Below are 18,340 nucleotides of genomic sequence, written 5' to 3'. Positions count from 1 at the left end.
CTTAAAGACTTAATGCCTGTTGAGTTACGTAAGGAGCAAAGGGCTAGAGAAGAGGATTATGCCTATCATATTTTCATGTTTTTTAGAAGATATTCTGAACTTTCTATCACTGATGTCGAACGGTTTGGTGCCGAACTAATGAAGCTAGCAGGCTTTGAAATGCCTCCTGATAGCAGAGATCCAACCTCTACAGCAAATGACTATAAAAGTAATTTTAGAAAATGGCGTGATACGTATATAGCAAAGTACCAAAAAAAGATTCCAATAGCCTGATTATCAATAATTACCAATAGAAAGAAAAAGTTTCCTTTCACGGTAATATGACGCATACGCGAGTGTGCCCAACTTCGACTCAACAAAAAACAACAGGTCGAAGAATATGGAAGCAGTTTGCATTCTCCCAGAGAAAGAATACCGCAAGATTCAAGCCTCTATCTCCCGTATTGAGTCGAATCAGGCTCAGCTAATTACTTCTGCGAATAGGGAGTACCTCTATACAGACGAGGAGTTTTGTCAGATCATGAAAGTGAGCAAAAAGACCGCTCAAATCTGGCGAGTAAAAGGTGTTGTAGGGTACGTCCAGGTAAGTACAGTTATCCGATATCGAAAATCGGACATAGATGCTTTGTGTGAGAAATTCGGCATTAAAGCCGCTTATAAATAGCCCGCTTATATCCACCCACTATTTCTCCAAACAAAACCGCCAACGGGGGCAACCGAAGGCGGCTAAAGCACTGATTTTATGACAACTGAACAGGGCAAAGATACGCAATTTGACGTTGATATTGACGATTTCGACCCGGCCCACTTTGAACAATCAAAGGGTGATCGGTAAGGGAGACTATGCCTAAGTGGCTCACCCCAGAGCCTATCAAGACAAATTTACTAGCCGTATTGCCGCTCGATCCAGAGATGATCCCCACTACTCTAAGACCCTGGCTAACCGACATCGCCTATCGCATGAAGTGCCCCCTGGATTTTGTGGCCGCAACCTGCATCGCTATGCTTTCTTCCCTGATTGGCACCCGGTTGACGATTAAACCCAAATTTCATGATGATTGGACCGTAGTGCCAAATCTATGGGGGGCAGTCATTGGCGATCCATCCACCATGAAAACCCCGTCGATGAGCGAAGTATGTAAGCCCGTAAATCGAATAGCAATTGAGTCGCACAACGAGTTTTTACTGGAAATGCAACGCTATGAAGCTGAACAGGCAACCACTGATGCCCAGAAGAAAGTATTTCTATCACAGGAACAGGATCGACTCAAAGGCAAGAAGGTAGAGCATCCGGTTAGCTATCCGGAAATACCTCAAAAGCCTACCGAACGGCGCTATCTGATTAATGATGCTACGGTTGAAAAAATTGCTGATCTGCTCAATGAAAACCCCGCAGGACTGTTGCAATTACGGGATGAGCTAATTGGGTTACTAGCCGGTTGGGATAAATCGGGCCGGGAGCAGGACCGTGCTTTCTTTCTGGAAGCCTGGAATGGCATTGGCTCGATGACCATTGACCGAATTGGGCGTGGAACGACTCACGTCAATAATGTATGTCTGTCGCTGTTTGGTGGAATCCAGCCCGGTAAACTACTCGGCTATTTGAGAGATGCGACGGGCTACGAAAATGACGGATTTGTCCAACGGCTACAGCTGGCGGTCTACCCGGATAAAACGCCCTGGTCTTACGTAGATGAATACCCGGACAAGCAGGCCAGAGATAATGCCTTTAAGCTCATTCGGCGCATCGCCGAATCTTCCTTCCTTTCGATTAGCTATGAGGCCGATGAGTATAACCGCTTTGCCTACACCCGCTTTGAGCCAGCGGCCCAACAGGTGTTTAAGGACTGGTTGATTGAATGGGAGACCCAGATACTCCAGAACGAAACCGGCTTATTATTGGAACACTTCACCAAGTACCGATCGCTGATGCCCTCGCTGGCGCTGATCTTTCATGTAGTGAACTGTGAAGCTGATTCATCTGAGGTTCAGGGAACCCAAAAGCAGCTCGTATCGATTGATGCGGCCAGAATGGCGGTAAAATGGTGTGAGTATCTGCAATCGCACGCCCGGCGAATTTATGGACTGCTGGATAGCGTAAGCGAGGTAGCGGCCAAGGACTTACTTCGCCATTTGAAAGCGGGTGCGTTGAAAGACGGTTTCAAGGTTCGTGAAGTTCGGCAAAAAGGCTGGACCGGATTAACTTCTGCCGACGCGGTTGATTCCGCACTATCGGAATTAATTAGCCGAAACTGGCTCAAAGAGGTGATTCCACCCGCGCCAGTTACTGGCAGACCCGAAGCTCCTCACTATTTGATTCATCCACAATTAATTTCTCAAAACGCTTAGAGCCCTACCCTACAAAACCTACAGAACTCCGTTTTAGACCTTTTGTAGGTTTTGTAGGGATAGCCCCTGGTCGTTTTCAAAATAAATATGGCTACCTATCTAGATACCCGAGAAGCCCTGAATGTGGAGGTGTCCTGCTTCGCCAACTACAACACGCCTGGCAACCCGAAGCCGGTTAACCTCTACTTGTGGCTCATCAATGCCAAGTACCGGGATAGAGTACTGGCTATTCGGGCAGAGACCGAAAAGCTAAAACGGGATGCCCTCAAAGCGACCTTGCCCGCTATTACTCCGAGTGGCGTATTTACCTATCGCCAGACCTCAAGCCTGGTGCCGGGTGGCCATAGTGGGTTTATCCAGTTCGATATTGACTTCAAAGACAATCCGCACATTCGTAATTATGCCGACCTGAAAGCCCAACTGGCTAAGCTACCTTTTGTGGCCTACTGTGGTTTGTCTGTTTCAGGAACTGGCTATTGGGGCCTTGTTCCTATTGCCCATCCCGAGCGGCATGGACAGCACTTTGACGCCTTATTTCGGGTATTTGCTCATTACAAGATCAGATTGGATGATAAGCCCCGAAACGTGGCCAGCCTACGCGGTTACTCGTATGACCCAGAGGGCTATTTTGCCGAGAGGGTGATGCTGTTTGAGCTTTACGATGAGCCCCAACCTGTTCCAGTCAGAGAGTTCAATCATACGGCGGATGCGGATACCGAGCGCCAACGGGTAGAGGTGTGCATTGGTGAGATCAGTAAGCGAAACATTGACATCACCAGTGGCTACAATAATTGGTACGCCATCGGTTGTGATATCGCCAGCACATTTGGCGAAAATGGACGGGATTACTTTCATGTTATTAGTCAGTGTCACCCCGAGTACCAGACACTCAGTTGTGACAAACAGTACACACATTGCCTCAGGAGCTATAAAGAGGTTCAACTAAAAACGTTCTTTGGGCGGTGTCGGGATAACGGTATTTCGTGGAAAGAGCTGCTACCCTGGGAGCTATCGGAGCGAACTTCTTCGCTAACTATTAATTCCAAAACGCCTACCCCACCTACCTACAAAACCTACAAAAGTACTGATGAGGTAAAAGAGCGTATAGAGCCTATCGTTAGTGTAATAGCCGCTTCTACTGTAGACGATATACTATCTGCCCCACCGGGTACAATGATCCGTCCAGACCCTACCAAGATTGAGACGTTAGTTGTAGGGCCGAAGGATTTCGACAAGTACCCTACGGAGTGCGATGAGGTCAACTCACCGGACGCCGTTCCTGTAATTAAGCCGCTTTCCTTTTTCGAGTGGCAGCGCCAGAACTCATCATTTAGCCAGTTAGGCTTAGCATCTTTATCCAAACAACCACCATGATGCGAACTAATCTGATAGCTCGAGCTCTCCCTTTGAGCGGTTGTGTGTCACTAAGACCAGCGCTTTAAAATCGAGAAAGTAAATAATGATAAATATTAGTAAATCAAGAGTTTAACTGCTTGATTATTCCGCAAAAAAGCTTATTTTTGACTAATAAGCAGGTAGTGCAATTCAGTCCTATTTTAAGCCCTTTCGCACCGGGTTTATTCTAAAATAGAATAAAATAGAAAAAAGACATGCCATTCGAGAGAGGCCGGACAAAAACGGGAGGCCGAAAACCAGGTAGCTCCAATCGAAACAGCACTGACCTGAAAAGCAGAATTGCGGCCCTGATGGACGACAAGTTTGAGGCTGTGGCCGCCGATTTGGAGCAGTTGGAGGCAAAAGACCGCGTAACAGCCTATCTGAAGTTCCTGGAATATATCATGCCTAAACAGCGTGAACAGAAGATTGACCTGTCAGCGCTCTCTGATCAGGAACTGGACGAATTGCTTAATAAAGTCCTCACCAAATTAGACTAATCCTATGAAATCATTCGACCGTCAGCGTAAGCTACTAGCTATAAGCAACTTATTGCAAGGTGATGATCGAGCCGCTCGTGCGTTGAAGCCAAAGTTGACGCTGGATCTTGATCAGTTCACCGCGAATGAGTTAGAATGCATTAGAAAGCTAAGTCCGGTCGATGAGAATAGGCAAAGAATGCTTATCGATGTGGAATTGTTAGAAAAAACCTTTGGTCGTCCAATGAAGCTAATACCTGAACCCCACTATCCTACTTTCTGATGAGACGTTCCGAAAAACTGTCCTTGCTGTCTAATCTGGTTAATGGCCGGGTGAATACCTCAGCGCTATCAAGATTAAAGGAGAAAAAGGAGGGCTTCATATCCGTTGTTTCCAGTGATGGTGAGCCTGCACTATCCGATCTGGTTGATACCCGTTTGCCAGATGAGGCCGGTCGAAGCCGCGTTCCCTATGGTGATTTTTTGAAAAACCCTGGCGTTTATGGGCGCCAATGTATAACTGTAGACTAAGCTTATGAACAGAGCCGATAAAATCAGAGTGTTGCAGGATGCCTTTCTTGGCAATGACGGATCATTGAGAAAGGTCCAACGGGATAGGCGCATGAAGAGTATGCCCTTCAAAGAAGCCCTGGGCGTTGTGGATATCCGGGAACTACATCCGGGTTTCCTCGACTTGCCAATTGTTGATACCGAAATACTGATTGACAGTGGCCGACGCGCAAAGCATGAGCCACTTCGCAACTATCTAGAACGATATAAGCAAGTAGATCCTCAGCAGCAACATCGCTTCGGGGCCGCAGCTGGCACCATTGATGTAGACGATAAGTCGTTTGATCATTTGCCTTTAACTCATATCAGGCTAGTAAATGATTCGTCCTGGTGTTTTACTCAGCACCCTGTGACGGTGGGCAAGTTGCGTGAATACTTCCTGAAAACGGCCGAATCAACTAAGTTATCCTTCTTAACACTGTGGTTTGATTGTAATACTACTGGCATTTACTTCCCAAATAAGAGAAATGACCCCAATCTATCATGAATCGATTAGAAAAGATTGCCCTACTGAGTAAGGTTCTGCAAGGCGGCAACACGGAGACGGCCAAGAGGCAATTAACCCATGCCATGGAAAACCACAACCGAGGTTTAGTTCTTATTGATGATTTAGACGATCCCGGCGCTGTATGGGATGACAATAGTATGTTTACCTTTCACGATAAGGGGAAAGATCATCGCATGACGTTGGGGCAAGCTCAAGTATATGCGAAGCGTAATTTTGTCCATACCCTATTTGTGCTTCCGGCAAACAATCGCCCCGATACGTATGAAACAGCCAGGTAAGTTAACTAGAAATCAAAAGGTTGCCTTGCTTTCTCAGCTAAGACACCAATGCTCCAATTTAAAGAAGCCCAAGACGCACCCTTTGCCTACATCCTGGAATGTTGTCAACGGCTGCCAGCCGATAGAATAAATACACTGGATCGCAGGCCAACGGACTTGATAACTGGAATTGTATTGACCTCATCTTATCTGGAAGGTAAGCCGAGGAAGGTGGAATTAATACCTGATATGATCCGCAGTGACTTCGATAAGTGGGCAGAAAGCTTGCGAAAGGGTAAGACCCCTGTAGTTGGCATAATGGCAACGAAGGACTTGCTCACAACCGAAACTGAATAAGCGTTTGCTTTACGGTTTTATCTTACTGCGTGCCTCTGACTCTACTTTGTAAGCGATACTGTCCACCATTTCTGTGGTTTTACGATCCGCCCATAAATGAAGTCCTTGCTCCTTCAATTCTCTAAATGTCTTCCCCTCGTTGAGTACGCCGTTGCGTTCGTTGGTCATTTCGGCATCTTTGATGTATTCGAGAATCCTATCGTCAATGGGAGGTTTGATGCTTTTATCTAGCAGAGGCTGCATCCCCTAAGCTTTGGTATATTTCCGGTCCATTGGATCGGTCGAGCAACTTAGTAATAACAGTAGGGAGCAGGTGAATAGCAGGTATTTCATGACCGGGAAGGTAGTTTGTGAATAAATGACCTATGAAAAGCAATCTACCTATAATGACAAAAAAAAGCGGCTACAGTTGTAGCGGACTGGTATGACTTTTCAGCCTCAATTGAGCAGCCTATCAAGTTTAAGGATCGCATCAAAGCTATGCAGAAGAATGCGAACTGGATACAACGGAGTGATAATTAGCAGACTTGGTGCCAAAGTGCTTTCCACCCAAATGGGGCTTTTTAATGCCATTGCCTCACTGTTAGCAACAAACCAAAAGCGTGTGTAGTAGTGAGGGGGCAAACGTTTTTTAGTCAGATCAATCAGCCAACTTCTACTTAGAGATTGGCTGATTTCACATTAAAAAATGCCGACTCAATCCGGGTCGGCATTTGTTTTTTACATCTACATTACTAAGCGCCAAGCGGACACATAGTTACTGTAGTTATAAAGGCCAGCACCTGGTAGTTATACTATTAAAAAACGCCAGCCCCAGAGAGACTGACGTTTTGGGCACTATGTCTATTGTTTTAGCGCTACGAATATAGGCAATTGGCTGATAGGCTGACCGAACATTTCGCTCAGGACATTACGAGCGGGCATTTTTTGAGTTATCTTAACTCTTCCAAAGCATTTCCATTCGTACCGAATCCCGGTTGGCAATTGCTGATCGGGATTTTTGCTCCCGCCTGCCCTCTTAGGTGACCCAGGCTAGGGAGTTGGCACAACACCTACTTCCCTGCCCTGGTGGCAATATGGTCGCTGACGCGCAAAATGGCCACGTGCATATCCTCCAGATTACTGGGCTTGAGCAAATGATCGGTGGCCCCTAACCGCAGATAGGCCGCATGCTTGAGGGCGTCAAACTCCTCAGAGAGCATGATGATACAGGCCTGCTCACAACTCGGATGAAGCAGCAACGTACTGAGCCAATGCAGATCTTCCTGCCGGGGAACAACTCCATCCAGCAGCAGCGCCGATGGCTTGGACTGGCTGAGGGAAGCGGCCGAAAGAAAGCTGTGGGGCGATCCAAACCAGCGAACATCCAGATGAGTAGCCCAGCTGACAAAACCGTGCTGCCAGAATACATAGTCCTCCTCATCTTCATCTAACAGAGCAACCCAGGGTTTCATGGTGACTATCTTTATTACTTATTTGCTTGATCTATGGTTACATAAGAGCAGAGCGAGCGCCTTTGTTTAACAAACCAGCTGGTTAGCGATCGTTTTTTAGGGAGCGGTCAAGTGAAGAGAAATTAAACTTAACCCCTTAACTTGTGTCAAAGGATTGTCCATTCCGGCACTAGATAGCCTCCGCCTTGGTTGATACCATCCATACCTCTACCGCTGATGCCCACTTCTGCCCCCTGTGTCTTTGTTGCCGATGATGATGAAGACGATCGTTACCTACTGGCCATCGCCTTCCAGCAGCATAGTCCCCAATGTCGACTCCTGTTTGCCCAGGATGGCCGGGCCCTGCTGGATGAGCTAGAACAGGCCCGAACATTACCCTGTTTAATTCTACTGGATCTGAACATGCCCCGCCTGAACGGCTTTGAGACCTTACAACTGATACGAGCGCACCCGCTTTATCAAGACGTGCCGATTGTGATGCTAACCACTTCGGATTTGGCCGAAGATCGGCAACGGGCCCAGGCTCTGGGGGCTACTGCTTTTATCACCAAGCCCCTCAACGCGAGTCGGCTAGGCGAGGTCGTCGGCCAGCTGCGCGCTGAGTGGTTGGCTGGCAAGTGTACGTAAGGGCTTCCCCTGGGCTAGGCACCTGTATCTAGTCTATCGATGACCACTAGGACTCCCCTGGCCTGTCTGTGAAGACAGGGCCATGGGAGTTTGCTGGCTATGGGTATAGGAGATCTGCGCTTGAGACTCAAAGTCTTATCGAAAAGTTACAGGCTCCTAACAAATATATTGATCTCAGCAGCGTGCTTACAGTTGCGATGAGTAAGCAAAAGCTTGTAGCGACACGCAATTTTCCCTAAAATAAATAAATTATGGGCCCTTGAAGGGGAAAAATAACTTGCCGGCCATAGGCTTAAGGGACTGAACGCTTTACATAATATATGGGTGGAAAGGCTGATCTTTTTTGGGTCAGCTTTTTTGGTAAAAAAATAACCCTGTCGTTACGGGGACAGGGCTAAGCAGGTTAAGTTTATCATACTCTTATGGGTTATATTCAGGTTGTTGGTCTTTAGACGATCAATGTGTAATTTGGACACATAAAAAAACGTTGGTACTAGGAGCACCAACGTTTTGACTAACCCATAAGAGCTTGCAGGCGAACAGGTCGGTAGCCCACAATCGCCCCCAATTTAGGGATGAGATTAATTAAATGGTAACTTATAGGTTATTTATTGACATTCTAGACAATAAAGAGTTAACAGAAATAGCCAGTGTGGTTATATTGCCGCCCCACTTCCTTGATTAAGCATTAATCCATAAAATCCTGTACTGCCCGGCAAGCCAATCCTTAACGATCCCTCTCAAGGGGATTGAGTAAGCAAACTTACGAAAAGGCAGTTACCTTTTTGATGGTCCTGGGTCTGAAGAATAGGCTCAACGCTTTTTGAGATGATCCACAAACCTTTCGTTGTTAGCTCATCGGATCGCTTCTGTTATGGAGTGCCCGTCAGTAGTACGGGTTCGCTTTGGGATGGGTTTGGAGGCTGGTTAGTTCGGGTATGTGCTGGTCTGCTCCTTGAACCCGTCCATCGTCAGCCCCGCGCCACCCACACGGTTTGCCGGGTGATTCAGCCCGGTAGTGACTGGCAGGGTAGGAGGTATCCCTCTCAAGTCTGCCAGATTCGACTGCTAAAAGGCCCCCTGTCCTGCCCCCAAACTTAGGAGAGTTAAACAGGGGATGGTATTGACCCATCAGCGAGTTTCCTGACCCGTTCAGGCTTTACTAAGCGGCTATTTCAGGATCAGGAAGTGGCAAAATGCACTGACCGCTAAGTAACCCCGGTATAGGCGGGTGCGCTGGCATCCCATTCCGACTTTACTTCGTGGGTAGCCGTCCCAGCATACTTGGCCTGGCTAATCCCTAAGCGCCTAATAACCGTGCTAATTCGTCTTCGACCAATAGATAGACGAGCGCCATTTCGCATAATCAGATGCGCTTCGATGGAGGAAACCACCACGCAGCTATGAATGTGTTGGGGGTTCACCAGACTACCTTTGTGAACACGCATAAACTCAGGCCAGCGCTCACTATACCATTTCAGCGTCCGACTCGTTAAAAGTGACTTCCCGGTCAGTAAATGCACCGTAAAGTAGTTAACATCCCCCACCAAATAAAGTACTTTCTCGGGGTCAAACTTGTGCTGTAGTTGAGCCGCGTCTAATCGTTTCATAATCGGATCAGTTGAGAGGTGGAAAAGCGAAACTATCATGTGTGGATGCGAACTATAGTAATACGAGTTCACTATTTGGGGAGTCTAACTCCTTTTGTGTGTTCGCCATTAGATTGACTTCTCAAAGTTCTCGTTGTTTTCCAGGAAGGCCTAGCCGGTTTGGGTCAAAATCTGGTTCATTTGAGACATGAAAAATGGGAAGCTGCTTTAAGTCCAGGTTACTAATTTAAGCCCAGGTTACTGATTGCCACTGGCTGGATTCAAGTCTGTATCCAGGGGCAAATCTGTTATCACCACATAAGTTACTGGATGAGGTTATAGGGCTATAGTTATTTTCCTCTTTGTGTCAGGAGGGGAAATTGAGCGCAGCTCGTGCAGCGGAAGATTTGGTCGTTTTAGGATCCGTTTTTAGGCTTTTTGGGCCGGTGATAAATCTTTGTAACGCTGTAAAACCAACCAGATAATAAGCATGGCTAGGGTTGCCAAACCACCGGCCACTAAACCAAGAGTGGGTGCCTGGACATAAGCCAAAGCCTGGCCAGCCAAAAACGATCCGACAATATCCGACAAATTAATAAAAGCCATGTAGGTGGTGAATTGTGACCCTTCTACCCCAGGTCGACAGATGGCCATAAGTAAAGGTATAGCTGCCACACTTAAACTGGGGTCCATAAAATACAATGCGACTAAACCCGTTTGGGCCACTGTACGGTTGCTCCAGATGGGCTCCAGGAGGTTGAAGCCCAGTAGATAGGTGGCGATCAGTGCTAAAACTAAGAGTAGTAAATGACGGGGACCGATTCGGTCAGCTAAGTAGCCCCCTAACAAGGCTACCCCCGAAGCCACTAGCATGCCATAAGTACCGGTAAGAAGTGAAACTGATGTGTCAGCCCAGCCCAATTTTTGAATCAGGTGATAGTTGTAGGCTCTCAAAAAGAGGCTTATGCTTACATAAGCAGACACTACGGCGCCAAACAATAGTAAGCTTCGTTTGGCGAAAATACCCTTAAATAGTTCGGCAAACAACCAGCTAAAGGTATGACTCGAAGCGGCTTTTTGCTCCGGAGTAGTGGGCAATACGGCTTTTCGACGATTCAAAAAAGGGGAAAGCTGATCTTCCGGGCGCTCCCGGATGAAAAGAGTTAGTAGGGTTAGTAGGAGTAGACACAGAGATTGGGTCAGGGCTGCATTAAAAAAACCGTATCTACGCAGAATCTGCGAAAAAGCAGCAGCTCCTAAGCCGGTACCTATTAAGAAGCCTGCTCGCATAAAGGCGTTTACCCGTCCCCGTTCATGGTCAGGAATAGCGGTAATAGCCATAGCATCGACGCTGGCATCCTGAATAGCAGCAAAAATACTGTGGACCAGAAAACAACCGGTTAGTGCTTGCAACTCCGCTATTGGATTGTGAATGAAAAGAATCGCCAGGGAAGCCAGGAGGGCTAACAACTGGGCTCCAATAACAAAGGGCTTTCGGCGACCCAGTGGCGATCCCTGGTAACGATCAATCAAAGGCCCCCAGATAAACTGAAAAGCCCAGGGTAAGCCGACTACGGCCGCAAACGAGCCTACTACAGAGGGCTTTACGCCTTCAGCGGTTAAATAGTTGGCTAGGGCGGTGAGCGAAAAGCCCGCCGGAATGCCCTGCATGAGATAGAGGTAAAAGAAAACACCGTAGCGTAAGGAGCGATTCTGGGAAAGGACCAGCGGAAAAGAAGGCGCTTTAGGTATAATAGGCATACACAAGGCGATTCCACTAACTGATTAAGCCGGGTTAGGGAATGGCCAATAGGACTCTTTGCTTAAGAATAATGTTTTGGTAGTTATAGGATGGGCAGCTAATAAGTTTTACGCTCTAAATCATTAATGCAGCCTGCTCTACTAGGATGACTTTTTATGATCCCTATGGCGTTCATACCCATCGGAGCTCTCCATTGCCATGGGAGTAGACAAAAAGGCCTGGCACAACGAACAATAGGTCTGCCCTATCCACTACTGATCATCCATTTACTTTATTTACGATAAGTAGTAATTGCCTCCTCATAAATTCGTACGCCCGATATTTCCCGAACCCCGCTGGCAATGGCCTCCTTGATGGCGGCCTCATCAATAATCCAGTAGCCATTGGGTACCTGGTTAGGGTCGACAATCTCAAAGGCCCACTTTAGTTGTACACCCTTAGGCATGGCCGCCAGAGAAACCTCGGGTGTGAGCCAGTTGGTATCGCCAGTAGGAGTCGCAGAGGCTTGCTGAGCCGCTTCAGCCTGCTGGTGTTCACGCACTCGAAGCAACTCCCGGTTGTAATGATCAACAGCGTCCTTAAGGGGCTGTATAGCTGTCAGGATAGGGGCAGTCATCTCTTTCTCGATCTGCATCCAGTCGTGCTTCTGCTTGTCAAGCTGGCGGGTAATCTTCAGTCGTTCTGAGGCGACCAGCTTGATTAACTCGTGCCCTCTGGCCACATGCTTGATCAAGGTCTCGTGTTGTTCAGGCGTACCACAGACGGCAGGCTGGCGACGCAGAAAGGAAACATACTCGGCAATGGAGGATTGAAGGAGTTGGCGTCCACTCGACTCCGTGAGCGAAAGGCCCGTGCTGGGGATAGGTTGGATCGGACTCATATCCCTAAAAGCAATAAAAAGGGATAAATGTTGGCTAAATCATATTTGTTGGGTATCTCTTGGCTTTCTTTCGCTATCCTTATGATGACTCATTTGGTTGCAGCAGCTAATACTGTGCTTAGCGAAAACAAGCTTTGTTGTGACCCAATGACAACACGTTTGGGGAAGGTCCGCCCCTTTTTCCCCATTCAGCACGGAGAGGAAAAGAATCCTTGTAACTGTAAGCTGCTCATTATCAGATAGATTTCGATTTAGGCCACAACTTGGCACAATTTGCGCAATAAGCTCATCACAAACGAATTCGCTGGCTGCCAGCCACTAGAGGCAGCACATTTATAGATTACCTACTCAACGTTAAGAAAACTGAAAAGAAAGAGGCTCGGTGGATACCGGGCTTCTTTCGCTTAAGGCGCTGCCTGGTTTGCTTGTCTGGTGAAAATGAGCAGGTCACCCCTAAAGTGCTTACGTTTAGGCGAGTTAGTTAAAATACCATTAACTGACTCAGATAGTGACAACTCTGTCGGGCTAGACCAGGTTTGTGTAGAAAAGGAGCACACTCCAATCGATATGAAATCGCACACTACTTCTACTCCAGCGGCATCGACCAGCATTTTTGAGCGCTTTGCGTCGAGTGTGACCAAAGCTACAGGCAGCTCGGCTGCTTTCATCATCGCCTTTTTAACGGTTATTGGTTGGGCTGTAACCAGACCCTTGTTTCATTACTCGGAAACCTGGCAACTGGTGATCAACACAGGAACCACCATTGTCACTTTTTTGATGGTATTTCTCATCCAGAAAGCCCAGAATAAAGACTCGATGTCGGTGCAACTCAAACTCAATGAGCTCATTGCCGCCACCAAAGGGGCTAGTAACCGCCTAGTATCGGTGGAGAATCTGACCGAGGAGGAACTATGCGTGTTGCAAAAGCACTATCAAACCATGGCTGAAATCACTCAGAAGGCTTCTGATCTGCGGCAATCACACTCGGTGGAGGAAGCCATTAAGGATGCGTCCGAAAAATTGGAAGATGAACAAAACCTAGGGCACACGCTTTAATGGCGGCCGATCGCTCTACTTGCTGGTCAGCTCCATTTTAGTTTTACCGTCGTTCAGTAGGTAGCCTCCCGCTCGTCGACTGATAAACCAGCGGCTATGGTGCATACTCTCTTTACTTACTCTGCTTTCCAGCAGGAGGGAATCGTTTTTGACTTGCCAGCGAATTGCTATCGCCGTCCTTAGCTCACCAAGGCCCGCCCTAAACGAGCCCTCACCACTTTTAAGAAAACGATATTCCATCGTTTCAAGCGCCAACAGATTTTTCGACAGTTTGATCGCGGCCAAGGAAGAGTCCCGCCTGACCTGAGCGGAATAAGTATGGCCCTCCAAGTCCCGATTGGAAACGTGTTCCGGACCACAGGCAAGTAGAAGAGACAGAAAAAGAAGTAGGAGATATGGGGATTTCATTGTATAGCGTGGTTAGCTTAACTGCACTAGCTCCGGTTGACACCGACCGAATTCATCAACACTTGTTAGCCAGGAGAATACCGTCAGCTATTCTATCTACGTACTAACGTTAAAGAGTATAGCCAATAAATGACCCTACCTGAGAACTTAGCTGGTGATTAACCGGGTTTTTCGTGTGGAATACTTGGGCCTATTTCGTACTCTGCTCTACTTTTTGCTCCGTAGGAATCGTGGCCACCTCACGCTCTCGTTCGGTTTGCTCGACATAGACCGCATTATCGGCGGGCTCAATTTTAATACCAAAATGATTGGCATAAGCCTGGGTGAACTCAGCCCCGAAATACAAAATAGCCGCGATGTAATAGATCCAGGTTAAGACAACGATTAGGGAGCCTGCTGCTCCATAAGTCGAACTGGTGGCAGTTGTGTTGATATATAAGCCAATTAGAAGCTGCCTAGCATAAATAGCAAGGCCGTAAACAGAGCCCCCAAGCGCACATCCTTCCAGGCGATTTTAGCATCGGGTAGTACTTTAAAAATCACCCCGAACAATACGGCAACCACGGCGGTACTGATCAAAAAATTGATAGCACTAACTACATAGACCCCCAGACCGGGTAAAAAGCGGGTTAGCTGATCGCTTAAAGCCAGTACGATGCCATTGACGACCAGTGATACCAGCAGCAAGAAACCTAAGCTAACCACTAAGGAAGAGGACAATAACCGATCTTTCAGCAGCTTGAGCCAGCCTCGCTTGGGTTTGGCTTTGACCCGCCAGATTAGGTTGACCGAATCTTGAATTTCAACGAAGATGCTGGTAGCTCCGATCAGTAAGGTAACAATGCCAATAAGCAGGGCGGAGTTAGTTTTCCCGGAAAGCCCCACACTTTTGATCATATCCTGGATTTGTTTAGCGGCTTCCTTGCCCACCAAGCCGTTAATCTGGCCAAAGATCTGTCCCTGGATAGCTTCCTGCCCCAGAAAAATACCTGCCAGGGCTATGATTAGGACCAGCAGGGGAGCCAGGGAAAAAATCGTGTAATAAGCCAGGGCTGCACTCAGCTTGAGGCAGCGGTCATCGAGAAAGCCGTTAAACGAATCGCGTAAGACAATCCCGGCATTGGCCCAAAAACTCTTCGTGGCAGGGGTATTTGTTTGGGCTGGGCTGGCTGGCATGGGAATTGAGTCGGCGAATAGGTGCTTATAGAAGCGGGTCAGTAGATTGGCCATGAGCGTCGATATCCTCGTAAAAGCAGAAGCTGCGGTTAAACTAGCGCATGGTTTGGTGGGCAGCTTCTGCTGGTGAGATAACTCAGCGCAAGGGAAGTTGTTCCAGGAATGAATTGACCGGTTCGCTAGGACCATCTATTTCAGATGGGCTAATTAGCGGCTGCAAGCAAAATATAGAGTTGAGGCTTAGCTATCGTGTATGTAGCTGAGTAACAATAAAACTAGGCTATTCTTTTGACCTGAATGGAAAAAGGAGTTCGCTGCCTGCCGGCCTCATCTCTCACCTTGATCCGGGTTTTACCTAAATAGCACACGACAGTGGCCAGGTAACGCCCCTTATAATAACCTCCTTTAGCAGTCCGGGTAATTTCGACCCGGTCACCGGGATTAAGTTCAGTAGCCATGCTAAAAGCAGTATAAGAAGGGGAATTGCTTCTCAATTTACTTTTTTTATTCTATATGGTCACCGCCCCTGATTGTTTACTTTCCTATTTTTTTTTAGATGCATTGCACCACCAGTAGTAATCCGATAGACAGGTGTATACTTAAAAGCTAGTCCGGGCTGCCTTTACTCCATGACCAGCTTCTACCAATGGCCGATAGCATCACTGATTTAGACGACTGGCAGGGATCACAATTAGAAGCAATCTAGAGCCCGTTTACTCACTTTGGCTCACTCTTTCTTAACAATGGACACGCCCGCTGGTAAAGACAATAGCTTTAACTAACTAAAAGCTTTAATTTATAAAAATATGGGCAAGATCAAAGAGCCAGAAAATACCAATACTAAAGTCGAAGAGCTGGCTCAAAACCGGTTAGATAGCCAAGATCAGTATCTGACGACTAATCAGGGGCTGCGCGTTAGTGACGATCAAAATTCTCTCAAAGCCGGACCTCGGGGGGCTACCCTGCTGGAGGATTTTTTGCTCCGCGAAAAAATAACCCACTTTGACCATGAGCGCATTCCTGAACGGATTGTCCATGCCCGGGGAGCCGCAGCCCATGGCTATTTCCAGGTCTACGAAGGCCAGAGTGAATTAACCCGAGCGCACTTTTTGCAAGATCCATCGGTTAAAACACCGGTATTTGTGCGCTTCTCTACGGTAGCCGGTTCGCGCGGCTCATCGGATCTGGCTCGGGATGTGCGGGGCTTCGCCGTCAAGTTTTATACTCAAGAAGGTAATTTTGACTTAGTGGGCAATAACATGCCGGTCTTCTTCATTCAGGATGCCATTAAGTTTCCGGACTTTGTCCATGCGGTTAAACCCGAACCTAATAACGAAATTCCCCAGGCGGCTTCGGCCCACGATACGTTCTGGGATTTTATTTCGATTACCCCCGAGTCGATGCATATGATTATGTGGGTGATGTCGGACCGAGCCATTCCTCGCAGTTACCGGATGATGGAAGGCTTTGGCGTTCATACGTTCCGATTTATTAATGCGGAAGGAAAAGCCCGGTTCGTCAAATTTCACTGGAAACCCTTACTAGGTGTGCACTCAGTAGTATGGGATGAAGCCCAGCTTATCTCAGGTCGCGACCCTGATTTTCACCGTCGAGATTTGTGGGACGCGATCGAGGGGGGAGCCTATCCAGAATGGGAACTGGGCGTTCAGATTGTGGAGGAGGAAGACGAACACAAATTTGACTTCGATTTATTGGACTCCACCAAACTAATTCCGGAAGAATTGGTGCCTGTGATCCGGATTGGCAAGATGACCCTGAACCACAACCCAGACAATTACTTTGCCGAAACCGAACAGGTAGCCTTTCACCTAGGCCATCTGGTGCCGGGACTAGACTTTACCAATGACCCGCTTCTCCAGGGCCGTTTATTCTCCTATACCGATACGCAGCTGTCGCGCTTGGGCGGGCCAAACTTCCAGGAAATCCCGATCAACCGGCCGATAGCACCCGTACACAATGGGCAGCGTGATGGGCACATGCGTCAGACCATTAATACAGGCCGGACTAGCTACAATCCAAATACGCTGAGCGGTGGTTGTCCGTTTCAGGCGGGCCAGGACATGGGCGGTTTTACGAGTTACGCCGAACGGATCGATGGCCAGAAGGTGCGCGCCCGCAGCAAAAGTTTTCTGGATCATTATAGTCAGGCGAAACTATTCTGGAATAGTCAGTCTGATCACGAAAAAACGCACCTTGTCAAGGCACTACGGTTTGAGTTAGGAAAAGTAGCAGTTGAAGCCATTCAGCAACGTATGTTGATTCACTTGGCTCAGATCGATGCACAGCTGGCCAGCCGAGTGGCTACTGGATTAGGCATGGATGTTCCCTGCTGGGAAGGGGTTCAACTTAATCTAGGCGTTCCCGCTGACGCCGACCCGGCTGACTACCAACCTACACCAACTCGGAAAGATGTCGGCCGTTCCGCGGCCCTGAGTATGGCTAATCCGCCCAAGGTAGGCATTAAGACTCGTCAGGTCGCTATTTTAGCGGCTGATGGGGTTGATGCAACAGGGCTGACTACCCTTAAAGAAGCCCTTTCTCAACAGGGTGCGATCATTGGCCTAGTAGCCCCCCACCTGGGGAAGATAAAGACCTCGTCGGGGGAAGCGATAAAAGTTGACGCCAGCTTACAAACGGCAGCTTCGGTGTTATTCGATGCGGTTTACGTGCCTGGTGGGCAGGCGAGTGTGGAGGCCTTGAAACAAGAGCCGGATGCCCTTCGTTTTGTGCATGAAGCCTTTATGCATTGTAAGCCGCTTGGGGCAAGTGGGGAAGGAGTTAGCTTGTTAAAGGCGGCGGCTCATGGTGGTGCTGAAGCGCTACTGAGTAGTGATGGGGTGATTACGAGTGAGAATACCTCTTCCTTGGCGGAGTTAGTGACTGGCTTCATGGATGCCATGGAGCAAGGCCGCTTCTGGAGTCGGGAAAAGCCACTGCCTTAACCAGTGTAGAGCAGGCCACCTCCATCAAAGGTTTCGATTTACGGATAGGGGAGCCGTTGACTGCCTAAATGCCTTTGTCTCATTTTACGCTCTACTTCTTGCTAGCGCGTGTTAATGATTTGAATTACTTTTCATACAAGGATTGTTTTCAAGTCATTTCAGTTCGGGGTGGCCTGATTTTATTAAACCCACTACCTTACTCAACCGGGGCATTTTCTGCCCTGATGTGTTGTATCCATCTAAAAATTCCTTTTGTTGTCCAGTCAGGTCACGCTCTTTGGGCGTGACCTGATTTTTAAGCCCGGTATCTAACCATATAGGTAGCTTTCCTGCTTGACAGGTTAGCTATTTTAGAAGCTTTTGCCTTCAGTGATGTTTTCAGGTCGCTTCGTTTTAGGTCGACCTGTTTTTGTTATAGGCCTAAGTAACGATGGGTCTACACAAAAAGCCCCAGCACTACTAGTACCGAGGCTTCTATACCCACTCATATATATAAAGTCTGTTAGCCTT

22 protein-coding genes and 1 pseudogene are annotated in these 18,340 nt (G+C 47.8%); 14 read left to right on the top strand and 9 right to left on the bottom strand.

All coding sequences use genetic code 11. The features are described from left to right. Positions 1-12 precede the first annotated feature (12 nt). The 10 genes from GO755_RS00290 to GO755_RS00245 all read left to right on the top strand — a co-directional run bounded on the left by GO755_RS00290 (position 13) and on the right by GO755_RS00245 (position 5,915). Positions 13-273, top strand: a complete 261-nt coding sequence (locus GO755_RS00290; protein WP_157582572.1) for a hypothetical protein — start codon at positions 13-15, stop codon at positions 271-273. A gap of 106 nt (positions 274-379) precedes the next feature. Then, positions 380-664 (top strand): helix-turn-helix domain-containing protein, encoded by a 285-nt coding sequence (locus tag GO755_RS00285; RefSeq protein ID WP_157582571.1) that lies wholly within the window; start codon positions 380-382, stop codon positions 662-664. Between the two features lie 179 nt (positions 665-843). After that, entirely contained in the window at positions 844-2,349 is a 1,506-nt protein-coding gene (locus GO755_RS00280; RefSeq protein ID WP_157582570.1) for a YfjI family protein, read from the top strand. Between the two features lie 87 nt (positions 2,350-2,436). Beyond that, positions 2,437-3,723: a BT4734/BF3469 family protein gene (locus tag GO755_RS00275; RefSeq protein ID WP_157582569.1), complete on the top strand. Its 1,287-nt coding sequence runs from the start codon at positions 2,437-2,439 to the stop codon at positions 3,721-3,723. 236 nt (positions 3,724-3,959) lie between these two features. After that, positions 3,960-4,244: a hypothetical protein gene (locus GO755_RS00270; RefSeq protein ID WP_157582568.1), complete on the top strand. Its 285-nt coding sequence runs from the start codon at positions 3,960-3,962 to the stop codon at positions 4,242-4,244. A gap of 4 nt (positions 4,245-4,248) precedes the next feature. Continuing rightward, positions 4,249-4,506: a hypothetical protein gene (locus tag GO755_RS00265; RefSeq protein ID WP_157582567.1), complete on the top strand. Its 258-nt coding sequence runs from the start codon at positions 4,249-4,251 to the stop codon at positions 4,504-4,506. Then, the gene (locus GO755_RS00260) at positions 4,506-4,754 is read left to right on the top strand and encodes a hypothetical protein (protein WP_157582566.1); all 249 of its coding nucleotides are present in this window, start codon (positions 4,506-4,508) and stop codon (positions 4,752-4,754) included. The genes GO755_RS00265 and GO755_RS00260 overlap by 1 nt, the downstream gene beginning before the upstream one ends. A gap of 4 nt (positions 4,755-4,758) precedes the next feature. Further along, a complete protein-coding gene (locus GO755_RS00255) occupies positions 4,759-5,280 on the top strand; it encodes a hypothetical protein (protein WP_157582565.1) in 522 nt (173 codons plus the stop codon). Then, positions 5,277-5,579 carry a hypothetical protein gene (locus tag GO755_RS00250; protein WP_157582564.1) on the top strand — a complete coding sequence of 101 codons (303 nt, stop codon included), beginning with the start codon at positions 5,277-5,279 and terminating at the stop codon, positions 5,577-5,579. The genes GO755_RS00255 and GO755_RS00250 overlap by 4 nt, the downstream gene beginning before the upstream one ends. Positions 5,580-5,627: 48 nt before the next feature. Further along, complete coding sequence (locus tag GO755_RS00245; RefSeq protein ID WP_157582563.1) at positions 5,628-5,915, top strand: hypothetical protein; 288 nt, start codon at positions 5,628-5,630, stop codon at positions 5,913-5,915. A 9-nt stretch (positions 5,916-5,924) separates the two neighbouring features. On the opposite strand, the gene GO755_RS00240 is transcribed toward GO755_RS00245, so the two are convergent. Both GO755_RS00240 and GO755_RS00235 read right to left on the bottom strand, forming a co-directional pair. After that, positions 5,925-6,158, bottom strand: a complete 234-nt coding sequence (locus tag GO755_RS00240) for a hypothetical protein (protein WP_157582562.1) — start codon at positions 6,156-6,158, stop codon at positions 5,925-5,927. An 809-nt stretch (positions 6,159-6,967) separates the two neighbouring features. Continuing rightward, on the bottom strand, positions 6,968-7,369 hold the full coding sequence (locus GO755_RS00235; RefSeq protein ID WP_157582561.1) for a response regulator: 402 nt from the start codon (positions 7,367-7,369) through the stop codon (positions 6,968-6,970). A gap of 216 nt (positions 7,370-7,585) precedes the next feature. On the opposite strand from GO755_RS00235, the gene GO755_RS00230 reads away from it, so the two are divergent. Further along, on the top strand, positions 7,586-7,996 hold the full coding sequence (locus GO755_RS00230; protein ID WP_157582560.1) for a response regulator: 411 nt from the start codon (positions 7,586-7,588) through the stop codon (positions 7,994-7,996). 828 nt (positions 7,997-8,824) lie between these two features. After that, positions 8,825-9,097: a hypothetical protein gene (locus GO755_RS00225; RefSeq protein ID WP_157582559.1), complete on the top strand. Its 273-nt coding sequence runs from the start codon at positions 8,825-8,827 to the stop codon at positions 9,095-9,097. Positions 9,098-9,204: 107 nt separating this feature from the next. Here the strand turns inward: GO755_RS00225 and GO755_RS00220 are convergent, their stop codons facing one another. The 3 genes from GO755_RS00220 to GO755_RS00210 all read right to left on the bottom strand — a co-directional run bounded on the left by GO755_RS00220 (position 9,205) and on the right by GO755_RS00210 (position 12,227). After that, a complete protein-coding gene (locus GO755_RS00220; RefSeq protein WP_157582558.1) occupies positions 9,205-9,606 on the bottom strand; it encodes a LytR/AlgR family response regulator transcription factor in 402 nt (133 codons plus the stop codon). A gap of 408 nt (positions 9,607-10,014) precedes the next feature. After that, entirely contained in the window at positions 10,015-11,346 is a 1,332-nt protein-coding gene (locus tag GO755_RS00215) for an MFS transporter (RefSeq protein ID WP_157582557.1), read from the bottom strand. A 272-nt stretch (positions 11,347-11,618) separates the two neighbouring features. After that, positions 11,619-12,227 (bottom strand): hypothetical protein, encoded by a 609-nt coding sequence (locus GO755_RS00210; RefSeq protein ID WP_157582556.1) that lies wholly within the window; start codon positions 12,225-12,227, stop codon positions 11,619-11,621. A gap of 567 nt (positions 12,228-12,794) precedes the next feature. Between GO755_RS00210 and GO755_RS00205 the strand changes: the two genes are divergently transcribed. Further along, the gene (locus GO755_RS00205; protein WP_157582555.1) at positions 12,795-13,283 is read left to right on the top strand and encodes a low affinity iron permease family protein; all 489 of its coding nucleotides are present in this window, start codon (positions 12,795-12,797) and stop codon (positions 13,281-13,283) included. A 15-nt stretch (positions 13,284-13,298) separates the two neighbouring features. Here GO755_RS00205 and GO755_RS00200 read toward each other — a convergent pair whose 3' ends face one another. The 4 genes and pseudogenes from GO755_RS00200 to GO755_RS00190 form a co-directional block, all read right to left on the bottom strand. After that, positions 13,299-13,691, bottom strand: a complete 393-nt coding sequence (locus GO755_RS00200) for a hypothetical protein (RefSeq protein WP_157582554.1) — start codon at positions 13,689-13,691, stop codon at positions 13,299-13,301. Positions 13,692-13,881: 190 nt separating this feature from the next. Further along, positions 13,882-14,037 (bottom strand): hypothetical protein, encoded by a 156-nt coding sequence (locus GO755_RS42125; RefSeq protein ID WP_394351000.1) that lies wholly within the window; start codon positions 14,035-14,037, stop codon positions 13,882-13,884. Between the two features lie 21 nt (positions 14,038-14,058). Next, positions 14,059-14,867 (bottom strand): annotated as a pseudogene (locus tag GO755_RS00195) (YihY/virulence factor BrkB family protein); the annotation flags it as partial. 275 nt (positions 14,868-15,142) lie between these two features. Continuing rightward, on the bottom strand, positions 15,143-15,325 hold the full coding sequence (locus GO755_RS00190) for a hypothetical protein (protein ID WP_157582553.1): 183 nt from the start codon (positions 15,323-15,325) through the stop codon (positions 15,143-15,145). Between the two features lie 348 nt (positions 15,326-15,673). Here GO755_RS00190 and GO755_RS00185 point away from each other — a divergent pair, with 348 nt between their 5' ends. Then, complete coding sequence (locus tag GO755_RS00185) at positions 15,674-17,830, top strand: catalase (protein WP_157582552.1); 2,157 nt, start codon at positions 15,674-15,676, stop codon at positions 17,828-17,830. Positions 17,831-18,340 lie beyond the last annotated feature (510 nt).

The sequence above is a fragment of the Spirosoma arboris genome (genome assembly GCF_009754945.1).
GTDB lineage: Bacteria > Bacteroidota > Bacteroidia > Cytophagales > Spirosomataceae > Spirosoma > Spirosoma arboris.
Note: the sequence above shows the minus strand (reverse complement) of the source record. Positions and strands in the feature narration are given on the sequence as shown.